This is a genomic window from Kamptonema sp. UHCC 0994, from assembly GCF_029167235.1.
Lineage (GTDB): Bacteria > Cyanobacteriota > Cyanobacteriia > Cyanobacteriales > Microcoleaceae > Kamptonema.
In genome coordinates this window covers 1-21,465 of the sequence record NZ_JARFTR010000051.1, presented here as the reverse complement: position 1 = coordinate 21,465, position 21,465 = coordinate 1, and the positions used below count along the sequence as shown (strand labels likewise).

Below are 21,465 nucleotides of genomic sequence, written 5' to 3'. Positions count from 1 at the left end.
TTGTATAAGATTGGCTATGAGGCTGCTAAGACTGCGATCGCAGTTCTAAATGGCGATGTCACGCCCTACCAATTCAATTTGGTACAACATCGGCTCTTTAAGCAAGATGATAACGAAAGTGTTCGCAAGTTATTGAATGAAATTGAAAAGCCTGGTGGAGGTGGTTAAGGATTTAAAAAATCTAAATGTTCGCCGGGTAGCGATCGCAACTTCTCCACCGATCCTTCCAGCTTCAAGTGACCTCGATCTAACATCACAATCCAATCAGCTCGATTAATTACTCTCGGCCTGTGGCTAATCAAAATCGTAGTTTTCCCCCAGCGGTGTAGCAATAACTGTTCCAGCACTTGAGTTTCCGTAGCTGGATCTAGCCCAGCAGTAGATTCATCTAAAATCAAAATTGGCGGGTTGTTGACAATAGCGCGTGCGATCGCTAATCTTTGCCGCTGACCTCCAGAAATATTAGCGCCAAATTCTCCCAAAATAGTTTGATATTTCTCAGGTAATTTGCTAATAAATTCATCAGCACCAGCAATTTTGCAAGCTTTAACAATCTCTTCAAAGGGAACATCTGGATTTCCCAAACGGAAATTTTCTAAAATAGACCTACTCCAAAAATGTGCTTCTTGAGGAACTAACACTACCTGCTTTCTAAGACTATCAAGAGCAAGGTCTTGCAAATTATAAATACCGATTCTAATATTGCCAGATTGCAAGGGATACAAGCCAGCAATAATTTTAGCTAAGGTACTTTTCCCACAGCCAGAAGGGCCAATCAAAGCAATCGCTTGACCACCGGGTAAAGTAACAGAGAAATCTTCTAACAAGTCAATTCTACCAGGGTAATGAAAATTAATACTACTACAAACAATATTATGGCGGTTGGCAATTTCTACAAAAGGTTTATCAGCATCACCTTGAGTTTCTGGCGTAGCATCGATTACTTCGGCTAAGCGACTTGTCGCAGTCTGAGCGCGGGTAATTTCATCAGCAAATCCTACTAATGTATTCACCCACGTTGTCACATTTTGATTCATGCTGATAAAAGCTAACAATTGACCGATACTCAATTCTTTATTAATCACCAATCCGCTGCCTAACCATAGCAATCCAATACTACCTGAACTACTGACAAATCCCGAAAAAATATTATTGATAATCCCAATTTGCATAGTACGGAATGTGAGATTTGCTAGACGACCAAAGCGGCTTTGTAATTCTTCCCAAAATTGTTGAGTGCTGCTAGTAGTTTTCAGGGTCAAAGCACCTTTAAAAGTTTCAACCATCACGCCTTGCGTTTCAGCTTCTAAAACCAATAAGCTACGAGTTTTTTGTCTGAGTATGGGGAGAAAAGCTAGAGTTGATAATGTCATTAAAACTGCTACGATTGCAGCAAAAAATGTGAGCTGAACGCTATATATAAGCATAAAAGCTAAGGAAACTATAGCCATAAAAAATTGGCTAGGTAAACTCACCAATACTTCAGAAGCCAATTGATTAATTTCTTGGATATCGTTTAATCGACTAATGATTTCGCCGCTGCGTCTGGTTTCATAAAAACTTAAAGGCAACCGTAGAAACTTGCGTCCAAATTCCATAACTAATCCTAGTTCTAGGCGTTGGGAAAAGTGGGCAATTAAATTTGACTGTACTAATTCTAAACTGCTACTAAAAATGTTCATAATTACAACTGCGATCGCTACACTAGCAAGCAGTTGAGTATCACCGCGAACAAGGACATCATCAGTAAGAATTTGAATCAGAAAAGGTGAAGCAATGGAAAGTAAACCTAAGACAATATTTAGTAACAATGCTTCAATTAAAATCTTGCGGTAAGTCCAAGTTCGCCTTAGCCACCGTTGTAGAGAACTTACCGACTGCTGGTCATAATTATGGACAAAAAATCTACTCGAATCTGGTTCAAGGAGCAAGCAAACCCAATCTGTCCAACCTTCTATTAACTCTTCTTTAGAAATGTAACGGATGCCGACTGCGGGATCGGCGATCGCATATTTTTTCCGCTGTTTACCATACAAAACTATCCAGTGAGTACCATACCAGTGAATAATTGCTGGTAAAGGTGCTCCATCAAGCTGATCTAAAATAGTAGGTGCTGCTCGTACAGATCGTGCATTAAAACCAATAGTTTCAGCTCCCTGTTTTAGACCTAGTAAAGTCGTTCCTTGTTGACCAGTTCCTACGGCTTCTCGTAGGCGGCTAATTGGAAAAATTATGCCGTAATATTTAGCGATAGAAGCAAGACAAGCTGCTCCACAATCTTCTTCACTTTGCTGTAGAACAACTTGGTATTTCATAAAACGATTTACTTGCCCATAGGAGGGCGTACCCTGGAAAAATGGAATCAGGTCTAACATTGGTAATTGGTAATTGGTAATTGGTAATTGGTAAAAGTTAACTGTTAATTGGTAATTGTTTAATTATGTTAGGACTTCGCAGAAGTATCTGTAACGCCGCCCTCTGGGCGGTTTCTTTACCGCCCAGAGGGCGGCGTTACGTGAAACGTGCGTAAAGTTCTATATGTTTTACCGATTTCCAGTAACGACGAACAACTAACCACTAACCATTACCTATTACCCATTACCAAATCAGAAAAAAGCACCTATAAAATTACAGGTGCTCGATCTGATTCACAATTTCAATACCGCCAATCTCGAACTTTAACGGTATCTTATAACTACCATTGTTCTATAGGCTCGTTCCCGGCGGGGATAGTACATATAGTGCTGGTGCGGGTTCGGATTCCTATTGTAAGCAGGGCGCTCAGAATTAGAGTATCGACAGTTGCCATAAGCACCGTTAATGGTTGCAGATTCTTCAGCAGCCAGTTCTGTAAACAGCGAGTTATTTTGATCTTCTTGCATGATTTATTTCCTTTGGTTTGATTGTCTGAAAAATTAGTAGTTAGGACTTACGCATTTTTACGAAAATATGTCATTGCGAACCAAGCATTAAAATCCTCACGATATTGCTTCTGTATACTCGCAATGACAAGCAATATTGGCGTAAGTCTTAGTAGTAATACCGCACGACTGCACTAAATGTAATCGTGCCTCGGTTGTGCCTGTAGTTGTGACGGCGGGAGTATTCCTCCTGATAGTGGCGGCGACGGGGATACTGATAGATATAGCGACTATTGTAGCCGGCACGGCGACGGCGCTGAGAGGCACCATTGACGCTGAGAGCTTCTTCGTCGGTGAGTTCGCTGAAGAGCATTTGGTTATTTGTTTGTTCCATGATTAACTCCGTTTAAGTAGACTGAATCCTGAAAAATATCAGGAATTTGTGCGGATTTGTGGCTCTACCCTGTGAATTCTGATCCAGACTTCTAAAGCTATTCTTGGTATCCGGACAGCTTGGGAGAAATATGCCAAAATTAAGTAGGCTATAGGTTAAAATGTCTCGCATTCCTCAACCCAGACCGCTTCATTCTTTACAAAGCGATGAGTTTTTACCCCCTTTGAGTCGTTGGATGACTTTGGGAGGGGTGTTTTTGGTGGGAACCTTTGGGGCTGCGATCGCACTTGCTAGCGTTACGAAGTACAGCTCAACTGTAAGAGCGGCGGCTATTGTTCGTCCGGCAGGAGAGGTGCGAATTGTCCAGGCTGCAACGGAAGGAATGGTGGAAAGTATTACTGTAAGTGAGAATCAGATGGTGAAGGCAGGAGATGCGATCGCGAAAATTGACAGTTCTCGCCTCAGCAGTCAAAAAAAACACTTGCAAGATAATATCCAGCAATGTCAGATGGAATTAAATCAAATAAATAAGCAAGTTAATGATTTAGAAAATCAGATTTTTGCCACTTTACAATCAAAGCAACCCCCAAATACTACTCAGGTAATTATTGAAAAATCTGTGGAATCTGCCCTTGTAAGATTATCAACATCTATACCAGATATCGCCCAGCAACTTGCTAGAGATTGGCGAACTTTGAGTGTCAAGCGGTCGGATATTCAGAAGCAAATTATTCAGGGTAACAAAGAACTAGAACAAATTACAGTTAAACTGGAAAATAGCATAGTTAAAGCACCTACAGACGGTACAATTCTCAAAATGGAATTGCGAAATCCAGGGCAGACGGTGGAATTAGGCGCTGCGATCGCACAGATTGTTCCTAGTGATGTGCCGCTTGTACTTAAGGCTAGGGTTGCGGCTCAAGATATTGGTCAAGTTAAACTTAATCAACCCGTACAAATTCGGATCTCTGCGTTTCCTTATCCAGATTATGGCACTTTGAAAGGTATAGTGAGTGGGATTTCACCGGATGCGATCGCACCTCAAAATTCTAGTATTGGTGAAGCTTATTATGAAGTTATCATTCAGCCAGAAAGAGCTTATTTAGTTAGACAGGGTTCTGGTAGCAGTGGCTATTTTTTAGGGACGCAAAAGGCTGATTCTGCACATCAATATCCGATTCAGTCAGGAATGGAAGGAAGAGCTGATATTATTGCTTCACAAGAAACAGTTTTAAAATTTGTAATGAGGAAAGTGAGGTTACTCGCTGATTTTTAAGGCGGAACTATAGCAACCGCTTTCAGCGGTTAGGGGTTAGGGGCTAGGGGCTAGGGGCTAGGGAAGGAGAGGGGGAGATGGGGGAGATGGGGAAGATTTTTCCCAGTTAGCAGTTAGCAGTTAGCAGTTAGCCATTAGCAATTAGCAATTAGCAATTAGCAATTAGCCATTATCCATCTAATCTTTCCACAAAACAATACCTCCCAATAACCCATTCACATTGGGCACAACTTTAACATTTGGTGGCAACTCCAATGTAATTTTTTTAGTATTGCCACCGCCGATATAAAGACAGTCGTAATTAAACAGATTTTGAAGAGTCGCGATCGCTTTTTCCAAACGACGGTTCCACCTTTTTTGACCGACGGCATCTAATGCCGCCCGGCTCAACTGTTCTTCGTAAGTTTCTCCCTTCCGAAAAGGATGGTGTCCCGCTTCCAAATTGGGTACTAATTTGCCATCAACAAATAGGGCCGAACCAAAACCAGTACCAAGAGTAATTACTAATTCCACCCCATTACCAGAAATTGCCCCCATTCCCTGCATATCCGCATCGTTGACAACCCGGACTGGTTTACCTAAGCGATCGCTAAGAGTATTTCCAAAATCAAATCCTACCCAATCCGGGTCTAAATTTACGGCCGTTTTAGTGATACCGTTGCAAACTACGCCGGGGAAACCCACAGACACGCGGTCAAAGTCGCCTTGTTGGGCAACTAAAGATGCGATCGCAGCGAGTACAGGTTCCCGTTTAGCCGGTTCAGGCGTGTCCACTCGCCCTCGTTCCGTAATCGGTTGGCCCTCTTCGTTTAAAATCATAACCTTGATGCCGCTACCGCCAATATCAACGGCCAGAGTGCGAACAGATTTATCTTGTGTTGTCATTATGGTCGTACTCAAACAGATAGGTTAATCAGATTTTAACTTTGAATTGGCAAAAATTTTGAATCTCCTCCCAAATTTCAGGAAGAACATTTGCCAAGGCATGATCGCTACTTTCGACGACTTGGCTCGCATGAATAATCCTTTTAAGGAAGCTGTTAACTCAGCCAGTATTTCCACTAGATACCCTAAGAAGAACGCCGGTTACTAAAGAAGAATTACTTTTCTCCAGTAATCATACTCACAGCCCACAAGAGCGACGAATGGTTGAGCAAGTTCAATGAAAAAGTGGCGATCGCGCTCTTTATCGTCGCTAAGAACCAACTTCAAAACCAGAAACAGCAGTTAACGGAAAACGCGATACCATCAACGCTAAAGCTGACAACTGGCGGCTTTCTCTGCAAGACACCCTCTTTAGCGTTGTCTCGGAAACCTACAAGCAACGGCAATGCCCCCACAGACGGCGGCTATGTGATCGCACCTTCCTTCCGATAGTACCCAGCATTTCAAGTTTGGCGACAACCAATGGACGGCTTACGTGCAGCCGAATGGGGATTGCTTTGTCAGAAACGAGTCCAAGCGCACCGTGTTTAAAACGAACTTGCGGAAATTATCTGGAATTTAAAACGCTAGTTACTAGAGATTATTGATGCAGCAACAGCAGCAGATCAATGGCACACCGCGTAAACTGGGAGAAAATTGTGAATACGATCGCCCCAAATATGGAAACTGTGCAATTTGCTGACATTTTTTACCAAATCCTTCCACAAAGCGCTCTCCCGCATCCACGCTTTGCCCCAAAAAGTAATCGGAAATTTCGGATAAATCTCGACTCGCTTCGAGCGTAATTAGAGTCCTCCGATTTTGACAGATTTTCTTTCAGATGATACCAATCTAGGATTTCTTGCCGTTGTTCCGTTGTAGCAATTTCCTTGAATAAATTCCATACACCATCATGGCCATCTCCTAAACTTGTCGCTATTACAGAAATCTGTTTTCAGAAGTCAGAAGCTTTGAAGCTTTTACACATCTTCATGCTGGTATAATTTCTGATATTAAACATAAGACACTACCAGCCATTACAGAGATAATGGGGCTAGAAAATGCTCAAGGGTTGCATCACTTTCTTACCCAATCACCGTGGGAGGCTCAAGCCTTGAGAAGGCAAAGGCTAGAATTAATCTTAAAATTTGTCAAAGGTCAAAAAATAGTTATTATTATTGACGAAACTGGAGATCCAAAGAAAGGAAAAGCCACAGATTATGTAGCTAGACAATATTTAGGACGATTAGGAAAAATTGACAATGGCATCGTGGCTGTAGTGAGCATTTTCACTCAAAAGGGGGAAGCTTAACCGCCACGCCGTCATCGAATATAATAGTAGGCTCCATTGAATGACAACGAGGCACAAGCTTTGATTTCCCAAGAGTTCCTACAAAGCATCGCCGCCTCGCGCGGCATCAGACCAGCAGAATTAGAAGTGCTGTCCCTGTCACTATCAGGGATCTCCACCACTGAGATCGCCTCCCAGTTGGACATCAGCGAGGACTTAGTTCGCAAAAGACTCAGCAGAATTTACATTAAATTTCAAATCGAAGGACGAGGCCCAGTCAAATTCGCCAAACTGCAACAGCTACTCCACAACCTCTATCAAACTCATCTTGGCTCCACAACAAACAATTCACCTATTTTAAATCGAATAGATTGGAGTGAAGTCATAGATGTATCAATTTTCTACGGTAGATCGGAAGAATTAGCACAATTAGAGCAATGGATTGTCCGAGATAGCAGCCGGTTAATAGCAGTTGTCGGATTAGGAGGAATTGGCAAGACTGCACTTCTAACCAAACTAACACAACAAATTCAACCCTATTTTGATTGTGTCATTGGGCGAAGTCTCCACAATGCCCCACCCCTAGAAAACCTACTAGCAGATTTGCTCAAATCCCTATCTCATCCCCAGGAACCCGAACTATCAGAAAAAGCAGATGAAAGAATCGTACAGCTAATTTCTTATTTGCGCGATCGCCGCTGCTTACTGGTACTTGACGACGTGCAAACCATCCTCCGCAGCAATGACCTTTACGGTCGCTACCTTCAGGGATATGAAGGGTATGGCGCACTTTTTAGGCGAATTGCAGAAGAACAGCATCAAAGCTGCTTAGTCCTTAGTAGTCAAGAAAAACTGAAAGAAATTTCCTTGTTAGAAAACCCATCGCGCCCCATCCATTCCTTAAAATTAGAAGGATTGAAACCAGAAGATGCTCAGCAAATATTACTAAGGAAAAATTTAACAGGAAAACAATCTTGGCAAGAGCTAATTCAGCATTACCGAGGCAATCCCTTAGAGTTAAAACTAATTGCGGCAACGATTGAAGATATCTTTAACAAAGATGTTGCTGAATTTGTCAAATTGAGAACCACCATTGTCAGCGATCGCGAAATCCTAGACGAGCCATTTAAACGACTATCAGCTTTAGAAAAACAAGTCATGCAATTGCTGGCTAAGGAAGACAAAGCCCTGTCATTTCAACAATTGCGAGCTAAAATAGAAGAAATAGCAACTTCAGACTTAATAGAAGTCTTGGAATCGTTAGGAGGAAGATATCTCATCGAAAAAGTCAAAACCCAAGATACAAACGAACTCCTCTTTACCCTACAACCAGTTATTAAGAAGTATGTCACAAAATATCATCTCCCATCCGCCCAGAAAACTTAAGTATCCCAATTTTGTAAACGTGAAGAATTCACCCTGATAATTTATTGCTTAGAGTTTTCATAATTGTGACCAGAATACTTCACCCACAGCGATATTTTTGCAAAAATCTTTAGTTAACCTACTTTTTTATGTGAGCTACTGCATAAACCCTGACTGCAAACATCGCCAAAATCCTGACAATTTAGAGTGCTGTCAAGATTGCGGCACTCCCTTGCTTATTAATCAGCGTTATCAACTCATTAAACCTTTACGTCCGTTAGATCCCCGAAACTCCACCGATATTTTTGAAGTCCACGATCGGGGAACTAAGAGAGTAATGAAAATTTTAAACTATGGCAATTCCCAATTAGTCGAGATGTTTGAACGGGAAGCCTTAACTTTGCAGCAACTAAATCATCCGGGAATTCCCAAAGTAGAAATAGACGGCTATTTCACTTTTACACCCCGCCATAGTTCCCAGACACTTCACTGCTTAGTCATGGAAAAAATTGAAGGACAAAATTTAGAGCAGTGGCTAACTCAAAACAAACCTATTTCTCAATCTCTCGCCCTCAAATGGCTGAGGCAATTAATAGAAATTCTCGACGCAGTACATCAAAACCATTTCTTCCACCGCGATATTAAACCATCTAATATTATGCTAACTTCCCAAGGTCAATTAGTTTTAATTGATTTTGGAACAGCTAGGGGAATTACAGACACTTACCTCTCAATTTTGAGAGGAGGATTAAATGCTACTACAGTTATTTCAGGAGGTTACACCCCTCCCGAACAAATTAATGGCAAAGCCACCCCGCAATCAGACTTCTACGCTTTAGGGCGAACCTTCGTTCATTTACTCACAGGTAAATCTCCTACTGACCTACCAATTAATCCTACAACAGGTCAGTTAATTTGGCGAGATCGAGCCTTGCAAGTTTCACCCCCATTTGCGGATTTTATTGATGAATTGATGGCTGCCATACCAGCAGACCGCCCCAGAGATATAACTGCTATTTTGCGATACTTAACTGCAAAAAATCTCTTGGTGCGAAGCCTATGGTGGCTAGTGAATTCTCGCAGATTTCAACATCGAGTTGGTCTGTCACTAACTCTGGCCATTCTTGGTCTAGGAATTTATCGACTGTCATTTCCTTGGATTGCTCAACACTACTACGAACAAGGACTCAAAGCTCAACAATCTCAAGAATTAGACCAAGCTATAAACTACTATGAAACAGCTTTAAAATTCAATCCCAAAGACTCCAAAATTTATAATAATATTGGATTAATCTGCAAAGCTAAAAAGGATTTTGTCTGTGCGAAAACTCAGTATGAAAAAGCTATAAAAATCGATCCTTTTAATCCTGTTGCTCGCTACAACCTGGGAGGTATTTACGATGATTCCGGGAATTTTGAACAAGCGGAAATTCAATACCAATTTGTCATGCAATCAGACAGAGATGTAGCAGCGAATGCCGCTAGTAACTCAGCCCGCCTCAAAATTTTGCAGGGAGATAGTGAAGCTGCTATCAAATTTAGTTTGCAAGGATTACAAAAAACTAACCAGATTCAAGTGCAATCGGCTTTATACAAAAACCTTGGCTGGGCACGTTTTATGCAAACTGACTACGCCCAAGCGGAGGCTGACTTGCGACGGGCAATTCAGTTAGATTCAAAGCGAACAGATGCTTACTGCTTGTTAGCACAGGTATTAGAAGTTCGGGGTGACAAAAAAAGTGCCTTAGCAGCCTGGAAAAGTTGCTTGGATGACAGCGACTCCCCATATCGGCTGGAGGTCAAGATTTGGCAAACTATGGCAATTCAGCGCATCAATGAGACTCGCTAGTGGTATTGTAGATGAGAACGTATCACAGCGACTTTGTAAATAAATATTACAATAACTAAGTTTAGGCGTAAAAGTTAGGGTTAGCCTCTGAGAGCTAAGATGAAGGATTCAAACATGGCAGTTATGAAACGTCAAATATCTACTTCATTAGTTTTAGGATTACGGTTATTAGTTTTAACTCTCACATTAGCGGGTACGAATTGGAATCAGACTAGACCACTGCTATTAGCAGAAATGATGCCTAACACTTCGGCAGTCAAGGTATTAATTTCCCAAACAGAGGCAAGTTGCCCTAATCCAGATCCTAAATATGGCTGTTATGAACCTCCTCGCGGCCCGATTGCAAACCCTAATACCCCCTACATTATCAGCCCCTCTGACGAGACAAATTTGCTGAATGACAAACCTTCAATATCGTGGCACGCCGTCCCTGGAGTAATTAATTACACTGTGCGTTTGACAGAGATAACGGGTCCAGGCTTAGGCTGGGAAAGGACTGTTGATAATACCTCTAAATTGGAGTTGGGCGAAATTAAAATGCCTTATCCAAATGATGCACCTGCTTTACAACCCGGAAGCAAATATAAGCTAATTGTTGAAGCTAGGAGTCAAGCCACCCAGAAGCGTAGAGAAGCTGGAACAGCACAATTTAGAATGTTGGGTAAAGAGGATATTCAAGAGGTACGAGCAGCTATTGAAAAAATAGACAAATTTAATTTGTCTAAAGAGGAGAAGGCATTTCTGTTGTCTGATGTTTACAAAGATAAACAATTAAATGCTGAGATGCGAGAAATGCTGGAAGCATTGGTAATAGAAGGTAGTCAAAAAGCTAAAGTTTATCGTCTTTTAGGCGATGTATATTGGCAGCAAGGATTAATTGATTTCGCTAAAGTTCGGTATGAAACAGCAGTCAAGTTCGCAACAACTGCACAAGATTCCAAGGAATTAGAAGTAGCACAAACAAGACTGAATGAAACTAATGAATTGCTCAAAAAACGCGATGGTGTAATTCCTTAATAACGAATCAAAGCCAGCTTCCTACTAAAATAAATGGAGCCCAGTAATAAGGATGAGCATAATTCTTGTAAGCTTCTTTATGTTCAGGGTTTTTCAAGAAAGAAATTTGCGCTTTTCGCAGCGCTTCAGCTGCTAGAATTACTGTTTGCTCAGGGTCAGAACTGAAGATGCCGTGAGTTGCGATGTGCAGCACTGGAAATGTGGAATTATTAACTTTATTTTCAAAACTATTTTTGGTAAAATCTTCATTGTAAAGTAGTTCACTTTTTATTGTATTTTTTCTGACTTCATCTAATTCTAATTCGATATTAGAAAGCTCCTCAAAAGTTGGTTCTTCTTGCTTAAAACTTGGCCCTTTACTAACGCCAGCAATTAAAACTCTTGATTGTTGCCAAGGTAAAAATTTAGGTTCCAGACTGCGAGCGCCTAAACTCACGGTAATGCTATAATTTTCCACCAAGTAACGATCTTTTCATCTTGTAATAGAGCCATTGGAATACTTTGCAGTTCGCTGTCTAGTACAAATACCAATGTGCCTGTTTTTGGTAAATAGCTTTTAGCGGGTGCAATTAAGAGTTGATAAAGTTTTTGAGAATAGGAGGTAATCTCTGTAAACGATGTGCCACTTGGTCTAAAATTTTTGTTTTGTAGGGTATCTCGCAAGCCTTTGACTGTACTTTTAAATTCATTCCAATCAACGCTATAATGTTGGTATAGATGTAAGTTTGATTGCTGATTATATAAACTGACAATAACTTCAACTTTTTTCCGATCTTCTAAGGCAATTATATAGAAGACTGCATCAGGTTGATGATTAACTTCGCTTAGCGATATTAAACCCAGAGAGCTACATTGTAGAAAATTTTGTAGTTCTGCAAATTGAAGCTGTCCAATTACTTCTGTTACTTGTTTAAGTGTGTCTTGATTGGGTTCCGATTGCAAGAGCAAACGGATTAAGTCATCATAGACTGGTTTAACATTCTCCCGGAAGGAAAATTGCACGTCGGGATTGATGGACAATAAATCTTGACGAACTGCTTCCAGAGTATTCACAGCAATATTATAGGCTGGGATTGCCTCTTCTATCCTTCCACTTTTTTCGTAAATCTTTCCTAACTGGTATTGCCACTGATAGGCAATATCGTTAGCTTGAATTGATTGGGATAAATATAATGCTTTTTTTGTCGAACTTTCAGCAAGAGAAAGTTGATTTATTTGTTCATCTTTATACAGATTGCCAAGGACACCATAAGCATAAGCCTCTGCTCGTTTGTTTTGTAACTTTTCAGCCTGTTGGAGAGCATCTTTTGCATATTGGATAGCTACAAGTAATTGATCGTTGATCTTGAGCTTTTTCAAGCTAATTGCTAAGTTAAGTTTTGCATAAATTGACTGAATTGGTGGTAAGTTGGAAAATAGACTTGAATTGTTAATGATTTCATTAACTTGAGGTTGAATTTGAGACTGGATTTGAGCGAATTTATCTTTAATTTCTATATTTCCTCTCTTCAGTTCTGGTTCTAACCAATCTGCAAGTTCCAGTAACAAACTCAAGCAATTTAGCTTTGATTGTAGCTTGGTTGCAGTCGCATCATCACTTACTTCTTGATATAACCTTAAAGATTCCTCAGCGCTCTTAATCGCATCTATTTTATCATTTGATAATTCTGTTCTTTCATATAAATTGCGCGTTCGATTGTACAAAGCTCGTTTTGTATTTCCATAACTTAGCAAACCCGCACTAACTTCTGGAAAAAACTTTGAGTTTGTCGCTATTTCTAAACTCTTTTTTAAGACCAATTCAGAGTTATTAAGGTTGCCAATTACCCGTAAAACATCACCAAGATTTCGCAATCCAATTGCTACTATTTTAGAATTGTCTAATTTTCCCAGAAACTCTTGCAGAAACTCCCGTTGTTGTTCGCTCTTAATGTCTGTTTCATTAGGCTGTTTGCAGGCAAGATTATCTTGATAGTCAAGCTTTACGGCTGTTAGTAAAATCCGGCAAGCGCGGCGATATTGTCCTAACGCTTGTAGGGCAAGATTTTGATTAATTTGACTGCCAGCTATTCCCTCTGTATCGCCTAATTGCGTGTAAGCTTCTGTAGCTTTTTCCCAATTTTCTAGCGCTGAATCTGCTTTTCCTAATGCTAATTGTTCATGTCCCGTTACTGTGAAATTCTGAGCTTTACTACGTAGTTGCTCAGAACCAGTTGAGGCAAAAACAGGTGATAAACCTACCCTGTTAAATTGACCTCCTAGAATACAAATAACAGCTATGAATGCTACTAAAAATAGATAGTTTAGAAGGGATTGCACGTTGCGTGAAAATAGAGCTTTTTTTCTGGTCATGTTTTTTATAAAAGAGTTTTTGGTTACTGATTAACTGCTTTTTTACCTCCATTACAAGGGGGTGTGAGTGACCAAAAACTATAGGGTGTAACCACAGGTGCATCGGCGACAAGTTCCACTTGACCGGTGGCATTAATCACCCATCCTTGAGCTTCCACAAGGCGATCGCTACTGTTTTCAGAATCGCCATTGATGATTGAAGGATTCTCTGTACTTCCAGCAATCTGACGCTCATCTACCCAACCTGCACTACTGTTAAGTGGTTCACTGGGACTCGGGGGTTGGCCGCCGCGTCCAACATTAATAAATCTGCTAATTTGGGGGTTTCCTGTCGAACAACGGCGATCGATTAAACTGGCAACATCAACAGGAGTTTGTGGTAAGACGAGTAAACTAGAAGTGGGATTAATATCGGGTGTTTGGATATCCACTGTACCGCTCAACTCAGGAGTTCCCCCAGTGGCGGTGATGTCGCTGTTTAGGGTTGGTTGCGATCGCCCTTCTGTACCAAAAATACCTTGAGCGTTAATGAATACTTGTCCTCCTCTAGCTTCTTGAGAATTAGCACTGATGTCGCTATTTTCTAATGCTGCTAAGACTCCTGTATTAATGGTAATATTACCACCTGTAGCTGAACCTCTAGCGTTAGTAGTAATGTTACTGCCTCGGCGTAGTTGCAAGTCCTGAGCTTGTAAGCGAATATTGCCAAAATTGCCAGCAGAAGTTGTCGCTGCGATTTCTCCATTATCTAGGCGAATAGAGTTTGCATTTACTATCAAATTACCTGCCGATCCTGAACCTTCAGCACTCACACTAACTTGGGCTCCCTCCTGAACAATCAACTGCCCCGCTTGAACAGTCAAATTTCCCCCGCTACCTGTCGAATCTTTCTCCGTACTAGCAAATAACCCGCTAGATGCACTTACATTACTAATCAGATCCGGACCAAAGCGAGCAACTTGTTCAGTAAAAATATTATTAGTACCTTCAAGGATCATCCTATCCCTAGTATTAATCGCGATCTCACCTGCATTACCACCCCTGCTAGTAGTTGTCAGCACTTGTCCGCCATTCGTCGCTTCAAAAGCGCGAGCATTAATGACAATCCTACCACCATCACTAGAATTGAGGGTTCTGGAACTCACAACTGCTCGATCTGTTACTCGAAAACTATCAGTATTGAGTAGAATTTCTCCCGCTTTACCGATCGCTCCTGGCTCGGTAGGTGTAAATATTCCACTAGATTGTCCGCCAACATCAACTCCAGCAAGATAGATCGAATCAGCATTAATCTGAATATTCCCTCCATTTCCCTGCCCAAAAGTGTTAGCAATTACAACAGCACCATTTCCTACTGAAAGCACCCTGGTATTAATCCGAATATTGCCACCTTCACCTACCCCTGTTTCTTTAACACTGCTGAAAACACCGCTGGATTGTCCAGTTTTTAGGTCTTCTCTGAACGGGCCCACCCCGTCTAAAATAATAGTATCGCGGACGTTAATTGTTACGGTGCCAGGATTGCCCTGTCCACCCGTGCTAGTGGTTATGACAGCGCCATTGGTGACAGATAGTGTCCCGGCTGTGATGTTAATGCTCCCTCCCCGACCTACTGTTTGAGAGTCTTCCACTCGGCTGTATGCACCACTGGAGAAAAGATCGGCGGGATTTGCTCCATCAAAAGAAACTGTATCCCGGACGTTAATGTTAATACTGCCCGCATTTCCTTGTCCCAAGGTACTAGCTTGCAAGACAGCGCCATTGGTGACAGATAAAGTTCGTGCTCTCAGATTGATATCACCCCCCTGACCTACAGCTTCGGGTTGAACCAGGCTATATGCACCGCTGGAGACGTTATCACTACCTTCTCCCTCAAAAGAAGCTTTATCCCTAACAGTTATATTCACATTGCCTGAGTTTCCTTGTCCAAAGATGCCTGTAAATATCTGACCGCCATTAGTGACTCTGAGAGATCCTGCTGTGATGCGGATATCGCCTCCTTGACCTTTTGAGTTAGATAAAACCGCGTTAGAAATAAAGGTTTGAGTACCTGTAACCGCAATCTCTCCTGTCGCATTAAGTTCGATATCTCCCGCCGGAATGTCAGCGTTACCCACTCCGGCCGCTATTCCCGCTCGAAGTGTCGAACCTTGAGAAATCTGTAGGTTTCTAGCATTAACAGAAATAACCCCGCCTCCTTTAGCACGTACATTCACTTGAGCGCCATTTGTGAGTGATACATCGCCTCTGGCTACCTCATTTGGAAAGCTCAAACTTAGATTATTACTATCCCAATTGATCCCAACTGTTCCCCTTCCCCTTAAGCTGCCCAACTCAACTCTACCTCCCGGAGCCTGCAAATTTCCGCCATCTAATCTCACATCGCCACCTGCGATCGCGATGGTTTTGCTAGGTAACACTTGGAGTCCGACAATTTGACCGTTGCTATTGATCGCTCTAGATTGATTGACGATGCTGCCAGGATTTGAACCGTATTGCAAGCCAATGGGTACGTTTACTCTGAGCAAAGAGGAGGGAGGATTGGGAGCGATCGCGCTAAATTCTATCCCGTCGGCCAGCTTGACAGCACTCGCTGTACTCGCCAAAAAGGAGCCACCAATATTTAAGCTAGCGTTGGGGCCAAAAATAATGCCGTTCGGGTTGAGGAGAAATAGGTTAGCAGTGCCGTTGGCTTTGAGGATGCCGTCAATATTAGAAATCGACCCTCCTGTCACTCGCGTGATGATATTCTGAACATCTAGGGGGTTATTGAAGTAGGCTGTGCTGCCCGTGCGGACGGAAAACTCTTTGAAGCTGTGGAAAAGGTTGTCACCGCCTCTGGTTCCTCCTGCGATCGAGAGGGTGCTGCCAGCAGGGGTGACAGTGGAATTAACTGGTAGAGTTGTGTCTGGGACAATTTGCGCTCTTGTCGGATTAGCTTGGCCCAAGTAGCACAAGGCGATGCTGCTAAAACTCCAGAATAGAATGCCACCCTGTTTCATCAGCTTACTGCAAATAATTTATTGTCAAATTACCACATTACTGGTCTTCTACAAGCCGTCACCCTCGCACGCAATTCATAAAGGCGACAGTTTCGACTTCTGTTGGTAGTGCGATCGCACCATCCACTTCATCCATTCGCCTGTTAATTTCTAGGCAGTATAAATGTATCTTTGAAGATTGCTATTTACCGGACTTTACAAAAAATCGCAGGTGAGGAGAGCATCAATCAAATTTTGATAAGCTTGGCGGCGTAATTCGTCCATTTCAGGTAGGGGGAGATTGGCCGAGAGAATTGCGGCTAGGGGCTAGGGGCTAGGGAAGAAGGGGCTAGAGGCTAAAGAAAGAAGGGAAAGAAGGGAATAGAATCAGCGAGTTTGGTGGAAATCAGAACGTCTTAACCGCCAAGGCGGTTGCTATATTTAGTAATTGTATCATAATTTATGACTTACATAAAGAAACCGGGTTTCTCTGAAAAATCCCAGATTCTCAACTAGATATCTACGAAGAAACCCGGTTTCTAACCTCGACGTGGGTAAATCCTAATTTATATTAATCTACTTAAAATATACTTCGCATTGACTGAGTTTGGCAGCCATTACTTCTATATGTCGCCACCATTTTAAGCCAACTACCCATATCCGCGAAGGCAAGTGTCCAGGTGGCGCTGTGCGACTAAAGTTTAGGCCTTCGTAGGGATTATGAGGATTATAAGTAAGCCAGCCAACGCGATCGCAAAATTTCGCGTAATTATTGCCAACACTATCATAAATTTGCGTTTGTATGCTATAGCCAAATTGCTCGTTACTGTACTTCACCCACAGTTGATTAATTGTCTCCAAATCTACACAAGGTAAATTTTCAATTTCATTGGGATGAAGATAACATTTAGTTGGTTTTCCCAAAGCTTGACACAGAACTATCCAAGTTTCTAGATCGGCTTGTTTCCATTTTTGCGCTGCTAGTAAATGTTGCAATTGAGTGTAATCAACGCCTGCTGCCGATATCAAATTATCTCCAGTAGGTTTAACAGACCAAGGTAGGATTTTACCCAGAAAACTAGGACGAAATGGTGATGAAACCGATTTCACTGGTGTAAGCTTAGACTTGACTACTTTAGAAGTGTTGCTAATAGCTGGATTAGTGGTAACAATCATGTCTTTTAAAACTTCTTCCGCCGACTGATAGCGTTTACCAAGAGAATGTTCCAGCAATTTATCTAAGATTTTACCGAGCTTAATCTGGCTTTGACGAACTCTATTCAAGTTGTCGCTGCTACGAGTAGGTAAAAAGTCTCGCCACGCCCAACGGTCATTTACCAGATCGTACATATCCCAAGGAGAAACACCTGTCATTAAGTGAATACAGGTAACGCCTAAACTAAAAAGATCGCTAGCTGATATCGCTTTTCCTCGCGATTGTTCGGGGGCCATATATTCGGGAGAACCAATAATCGTACCCGTATGAATAACAGCATTATTGGTAATCATTTTAGCAATGCCAAAGTCGAGCAAAACTGGTTTGCCATCGCTATTACGGCTAATAATATTGCTTGGTTTAATGTCGCGATGAATGATAGAATGTTCGTGGATAAATTGGAGTACGGGTAATAAGTCTCGAAGCAATTCCCAAATCTCCTCTTCATTAAAAATACCTGTTTGGCGCAATTTTTGGGAAAGAGTTAGCCCTTCAATAAACTCTTGAACTAGATAGAGAAGATGATTTTCTTCAAAGTGGGCTAATAGTTGAGGGATTTGAGGGTGTCCGCCAAGTTGGTTAAGGCGCAGGGCCTCTTGTCGAAATAATCTAGCGGCTGTATTGTAGCTTTCTGGGTCATGAGTGGGAAAGGAAAATTGTTTGATGACGCAGGATGGTTTGAGGGGAATTTGTTCATCCACTGCTAAAAAGGTTTTCCCAAAGCCACCTTGACCAATGGGCCGCATGGGCCGATAGCGTTGTTGAAGTAACAACCGGCAACCGCAACTCTGGCAATGTTGCGCTGTGTCTGGGTTTCGGGGGTTTTGGCATCCAGGGTTGACGCAGTGGGTCATGGGGGAGAAGGGCTAGGGGAAGAAGGGGTTAGGGGCGCTTAGGCTAGGGGCTAGGGGCTAGGGGCTAGGGAAGAAGGAGGAGGGAGGAAGGAGACAGAAAAATTTTTAGTGAAACTATGGACTTATGCAAAGGTAAAGTGTTATATTCATAAATGTCATGGCGAGCGTAGCCAAGTGGTTAAGGCAGTGGTTTGTGGTACCACCATCTCGTGGGTTCGAGTCCCATCGTTCGCCCTTTAGTCTTGAATAACATATTTATTGTCGCGTTGGTTTAGTTTTTTTAACCAGGCGATCGCTTTTGATTGAGGTTATACTTAACACCCCCTCTTCCCTAGGGCGTGTTTTCTTGCCTCGTTGTATCCTAGAAAATAGGTAAAAGCTTGCGATCGCCTGCGTTTTGTTGTGGTTGTAGTTTGAAAACACGCCCTAGGGGCTAGGGAGTTTTTTTTATGAGTCAGAATTAAAAATAGAAGAACAACTCAAAATTTCCCACTAATTGCACCCTTAACTCTCAATTCCTCTCTACTTACCAAAGCTTCATAGTAGTCGGGCTGAATTTCTAAAGCAACGCCATAGGAACTAATCGCATCTTGAAATCGCTGCAATTTTTGCAAAACATCACCCCGCTTTAACCAAGCTTCGCAGTTATCCGGTTTGAGTTGAATTACTCGATCGAAAGCTGCGATCGCCTCTTGATATCTTTCCAATTTTCCCAAATTCTTGCCGCGCTCCAACCAGATTTGATAATTATCAGGCCAGATCGCAATTCCTTGGTTGTAAGCAATCAGAGCATCTTCGTAGCGTTGCATTAATGCTAAAGCTTTTCCCCGCTTCAACCAAGCTTCAAAGTTATCTGGCTGAAGTAGAAGTACCTGGTCATAAGCAGCGATCGCTTCTGCATAACGCTCTAACTTTTCTAAGGCCGCACCGCGCTGAAAACCTACCTTAGAAGAAATATCTAATTCTGAAGTCATCGCAATCACTTTATCAAAACAGGCGATCGCTTCTTCGTAGCGGTGCAATTTTTCTAGAGCCTCACCCCGGTGGTTCCAAGCTTCTAAGAAATCCCCTTTAAGTTGTAGAGCATTACTATAAGCAATAATCGCTTCTCTGTAATGTTCCATTCCTGCTAAAGCTAAGCCTCTTCCCAGCCAAGCTTCGGGGAAATTGGGATTGAGTTGAGTTGCTTTATCAAAAGAAGCGATCGCACCTTCCCAGTGTCCCGCCTCCGATAGAACTTGACCGAAACCAATCCACAATTCGGGAAAATTGGGATTAATTTTAATCGCCTGATTTAAAGTTGCGATCGCCGCATCCGGCCGCAAATGCTTGAGCGCCATACCTTTATAAAACCAGGCTTCGCTGTCCCCTGGCTGCAATTGAATCACGCGATCGTAAGAATTCACCGCTTCTGCGTACCGATGCAATTTCTCCAAAGCAATTCCGCGATTAAACCAAGCTTGATAATTTTCTGGCTGGAGTTGCACTGCTCGGTCATAAGAACTCACAGATTCAGCATACCGAAGCGCTTTCATTAACGCCAGACCTCTATAAAACCAAGCTTCAGCATTACCAGGCTGGAGTTTAACTACTCGCTCCAAAGCAGCCACAGCCTCAGCATAGCGATCGCCTTGCAGGAGGGTACAGCCTTGGCGATACCAGATTGCAGGTAAATTCGGCTTAATCTCAAGGGCTTTTTTATAGCAAGCCGCCGCCGTTTGGTACTGGTGCAATTCCTCCAGAGCTCGACCCCGGTAGTGCCAAGCTTCATAATTTTGCGGCTGAAGTTGAGTTGCTTGCTCAAAAGAAACCAAAGCTTCTTGATATTGTCGCAAGCTCAACAGGGTACTCCCTCGCAACACCCAAGCCTTATAATTCTCTGGTTTAATCTCAATGGCGCGATCGCAGCAAGCAACAACTACGTCATATCTATGCAGTTTCCTCAGAGTCCTAGCTAGCTGCAACCAAGCCTGACACCAATCTGGTTTAACTTCAACCGCTTTCTCATAATGATGCACCGCTGCTTCATACCTGCCCAAACCGTAGAGCCTGTTACCTTGGCTGTACTCTGGGAACGCTGCAAAAATGCTCAAAGCTCCAGACAGAGACATTGTAGGAGATTTAGGACTGGATGGGCTATCAGTGGCAGAAATTGGCGATGTCATGTTACAACCCAGAATTACAACTTTTTTAATTATTAATTATTAATTTTTAATTTTTAATTATTAATTTTTAATTATTTACCCCAGCCCATTCTATAGCAAACTACAGCCCCAAAAAGCTCATCTATTTGGAAACTTTATGTATTTCTTATAAAATTCCGTAGTTTCACTATGGAACATTTAGGCTAATCTGCGTCAGAATCTTAGAGGTGCACAAAAAGTACGACAAAAAACCATACCTGAGCTTAAAACTCAAGTATCCATTCCAAGACAAGTAAATTCAATCGAGACACTACAAATCCGGTATCGCTAAGCGACACCCTGTAGATACTCAACACAGAGTGCTTTGCACCTCGTTGCAAGAAAGGAAAAAGAGAAGTATGAATGTGTCCGACTATACCATATCTGACCGAATTGTAGCAATACCGGTATGGATTCCTAAAGAGGAAAGCGCTGTTAATCTCCCCACAACTGGCCAACCGCAACCCTGCGATCCTCTGCGCCCCCTGCGTCAATGGCTTGACAGCATAGAAGTTAAAAGCCCCAAATTGGCTCACAGACTGTGCAAGCTAATTCCAGCGCAGTGTCCATTTGAGCGCACTGTCAAGCTTTTCGGTCGTACACTGTTTCACATCCCCCCCTTATGCAAGCTCAACCCGCTTTACGATGAATTAGTTGCTTTGCGCTTTCGAGCTTTGTGCTATTTGGCGGATGTGTGCGGCGAGGATGTAACACGCTATTGCTAAATACTCGTTAATTGGTAATTGGTAATTGGTAATTGGTAATTGGTAATTGGTAATTGGTAATTGGTAATTGCTAATTAGACCTTTTACAAAAGTCCATCAACCTCATTAGTCCGCGTAGGCGGACTTTGTTTATGTAGTAGCGATTTCAATCGCCGAACTATCTATCCGTAACGCCGC

16 protein-coding genes, 1 tRNA gene and 2 pseudogenes are annotated in these 21,465 nt (G+C 42.2%); 9 read left to right on the top strand and 10 right to left on the bottom strand.

The window, feature by feature from the left end:
* Complete coding sequence (locus PY364_RS05380; protein WP_275521142.1) at positions 1 to 168, top strand: hypothetical protein; 168 nt, start codon at positions 1 to 3, stop codon at positions 166 to 168.
* Here PY364_RS05380 and PY364_RS05375 read toward each other — a convergent pair.
* The 3 genes from PY364_RS05375 to PY364_RS05365 form a co-directional block, all read right to left on the bottom strand.
* Positions 165 to 2,375 (bottom strand): peptidase domain-containing ABC transporter, encoded by a 2,211-nt coding sequence (locus PY364_RS05375; protein WP_275521140.1) that lies wholly within the window; start codon positions 2,373 to 2,375, stop codon positions 165 to 167. The two genes, PY364_RS05380 and PY364_RS05375, sit on opposite strands and share 4 nt — an antisense overlap.
* A 303-nt stretch (positions 2,376 to 2,678) precedes the next feature.
* Positions 2,679 to 2,882, bottom strand: a complete 204-nt coding sequence (locus PY364_RS05370) for a secretion protein HlyD (protein WP_275521138.1) — start codon at positions 2,880 to 2,882, stop codon at positions 2,679 to 2,681.
* A 148-nt stretch (positions 2,883 to 3,030) separates the two neighbouring features.
* Positions 3,031 to 3,255, bottom strand: a complete 225-nt coding sequence (locus PY364_RS05365; protein ID WP_275521136.1) for a hypothetical protein — start codon at positions 3,253 to 3,255, stop codon at positions 3,031 to 3,033.
* Between the two features lie 160 nt (positions 3,256 to 3,415).
* Here PY364_RS05365 and PY364_RS05360 point away from each other — a divergent pair, with 160 nt between their 5' ends.
* Positions 3,416 to 4,531, top strand: coding sequence for an HlyD family efflux transporter periplasmic adaptor subunit (locus PY364_RS05360; protein WP_275521135.1), 1,116 nt, complete (start codon positions 3,416 to 3,418; stop codon positions 4,529 to 4,531).
* Positions 4,532 to 4,708: 177 nt separating this feature from the next.
* Here PY364_RS05360 and PY364_RS05355 read toward each other — a convergent pair whose 3' ends face one another.
* Positions 4,709 to 5,416, bottom strand: a complete 708-nt coding sequence (locus PY364_RS05355; protein ID WP_275521133.1) for an ROK family protein — start codon at positions 5,414 to 5,416, stop codon at positions 4,709 to 4,711.
* Positions 5,417 to 5,680: 264 nt separating this feature from the next.
* Here PY364_RS05355 and PY364_RS05350 point away from each other — a divergent pair, with 264 nt between their 5' ends.
* Positions 5,681 to 5,908: a hypothetical protein gene (locus PY364_RS05350; RefSeq protein WP_275521131.1), complete on the top strand. Its 228-nt coding sequence runs from the start codon at positions 5,681 to 5,683 to the stop codon at positions 5,906 to 5,908.
* 367 nt (positions 5,909 to 6,275) lie between these two features.
* Here the strand turns inward: PY364_RS05350 and PY364_RS05345 are convergent.
* A pseudogene (locus PY364_RS05345) lies at positions 6,276 to 6,383 on the bottom strand (ISKra4 family transposase); the annotation flags it as partial.
* Between the two features lie 3 nt (positions 6,384 to 6,386).
* Between PY364_RS05345 and PY364_RS05340 the strand changes: the two are divergent.
* The 4 genes and pseudogenes from PY364_RS05340 to PY364_RS05325 form a co-directional block, all read left to right on the top strand.
* A pseudogene (locus PY364_RS05340) lies at positions 6,387 to 6,740 on the top strand (transposase); the annotation flags it as partial.
* Between the two features lie 63 nt (positions 6,741 to 6,803).
* Positions 6,804 to 8,132: an NB-ARC domain-containing protein gene (locus tag PY364_RS05335; protein WP_275521129.1), complete on the top strand. Its 1,329-nt coding sequence runs from the start codon at positions 6,804 to 6,806 to the stop codon at positions 8,130 to 8,132.
* 130 nt (positions 8,133 to 8,262) lie between these two features.
* Positions 8,263 to 9,960 (top strand): protein kinase, encoded by a 1,698-nt coding sequence (locus PY364_RS05330; protein WP_275521127.1) that lies wholly within the window; start codon positions 8,263 to 8,265, stop codon positions 9,958 to 9,960.
* A gap of 99 nt (positions 9,961 to 10,059) precedes the next feature.
* Positions 10,060 to 10,977: a hypothetical protein gene (locus PY364_RS05325; RefSeq protein ID WP_275521125.1), complete on the top strand. Its 918-nt coding sequence runs from the start codon at positions 10,060 to 10,062 to the stop codon at positions 10,975 to 10,977.
* Between the two features lie 7 nt (positions 10,978 to 10,984).
* Here the strand turns inward: PY364_RS05325 and PY364_RS05320 are convergent, their stop codons facing one another.
* From PY364_RS05320 to PY364_RS05305, 4 genes are all read right to left on the bottom strand, one after another.
* Positions 10,985 to 11,413, bottom strand: coding sequence for a CHAT domain-containing protein (locus PY364_RS05320; protein ID WP_275521123.1), 429 nt, complete (start codon positions 11,411 to 11,413; stop codon positions 10,985 to 10,987).
* Positions 11,410 to 13,329, bottom strand: coding sequence for a hypothetical protein (locus tag PY364_RS05315; protein WP_275521121.1), 1,920 nt, complete (start codon positions 13,327 to 13,329; stop codon positions 11,410 to 11,412). Before PY364_RS05315 ends, PY364_RS05320 begins: the two co-directional genes overlap by 4 nt.
* A 23-nt stretch (positions 13,330 to 13,352) precedes the next feature.
* On the bottom strand, positions 13,353 to 16,331 hold the full coding sequence (locus PY364_RS05310; RefSeq protein WP_275521119.1) for an S-layer family protein: 2,979 nt from the start codon (positions 16,329 to 16,331) through the stop codon (positions 13,353 to 13,355).
* 555 nt (positions 16,332 to 16,886) lie between these two features.
* A complete protein-coding gene (locus tag PY364_RS05305; protein ID WP_275521117.1) occupies positions 16,887 to 18,380 on the bottom strand; it encodes a serine/threonine-protein kinase in 1,494 nt (497 codons plus the stop codon).
* Positions 18,381 to 18,540: 160 nt separating this feature from the next.
* On the opposite strand from PY364_RS05305, the gene PY364_RS05300 reads away from it, so the two are divergent.
* Positions 18,541 to 18,614, top strand: a tRNA-His gene (locus PY364_RS05300).
* 245 nt (positions 18,615 to 18,859) lie between these two features.
* On the opposite strand, the gene PY364_RS05295 is transcribed toward PY364_RS05300, so the two are convergent.
* A complete protein-coding gene (locus PY364_RS05295) occupies positions 18,860 to 20,545 on the bottom strand; it encodes a tetratricopeptide repeat protein (RefSeq protein ID WP_275521115.1) in 1,686 nt (561 codons plus the stop codon).
* 377 nt (positions 20,546 to 20,922) lie between these two features.
* Here PY364_RS05295 and PY364_RS05290 point away from each other — a divergent pair, with 377 nt between their 5' ends.
* Positions 20,923 to 21,288 (top strand): Mo-dependent nitrogenase C-terminal domain-containing protein, encoded by a 366-nt coding sequence (locus PY364_RS05290; RefSeq protein WP_275521113.1) that lies wholly within the window; start codon positions 20,923 to 20,925, stop codon positions 21,286 to 21,288.
* Positions 21,289 to 21,465 lie beyond the last annotated feature (177 nt).

Coding starts and splice junctions, on each gene's coding strand:
- PY364_RS05310 (WP_275521119.1), bottom strand. CDS start 16,331: ATGAAACAGGGTGGCATTCTATTCTGGAGTTTTAGCAGCATCGCCTTG.
- PY364_RS05315 (WP_275521121.1), bottom strand. CDS start 13,329: ATGACCAGAAAAAAAGCTCTATTTTCACGCAACGTGCAATCCCTTCTA.
- PY364_RS05365 (WP_275521136.1), bottom strand. CDS start 3,255: ATGGAACAAACAAATAACCAAATGCTCTTCAGCGAACTCACCGACGAA.
- PY364_RS05375 (WP_275521140.1), bottom strand. CDS start 2,375: ATGTTAGACCTGATTCCATTTTTCCAGGGTACGCCCTCCTATGGGCAA.
- PY364_RS05355 (WP_275521133.1), bottom strand. CDS start 5,416: ATGACAACACAAGATAAATCTGTTCGCACTCTGGCCGTTGATATTGGC.
- PY364_RS05360 (WP_275521135.1), top strand. CDS start 3,416: ATGTCTCGCATTCCTCAACCCAGACCGCTTCATTCTTTACAAAGCGAT.
- PY364_RS05370 (WP_275521138.1), bottom strand. CDS start 2,882: ATGCAAGAAGATCAAAATAACTCGCTGTTTACAGAACTGGCTGCTGAA.
- PY364_RS05295 (WP_275521115.1), bottom strand. CDS start 20,545: ATGACATCGCCAATTTCTGCCACTGATAGCCCATCCAGTCCTAAATCT.
- PY364_RS05325 (WP_275521125.1), top strand. CDS start 10,060: ATGAAGGATTCAAACATGGCAGTTATGAAACGTCAAATATCTACTTCA.
- PY364_RS05290 (WP_275521113.1), top strand. CDS start 20,923: ATGAATGTGTCCGACTATACCATATCTGACCGAATTGTAGCAATACCG.
- PY364_RS05305 (WP_275521117.1), bottom strand. CDS start 18,380: ATGACCCACTGCGTCAACCCTGGATGCCAAAACCCCCGAAACCCAGAC.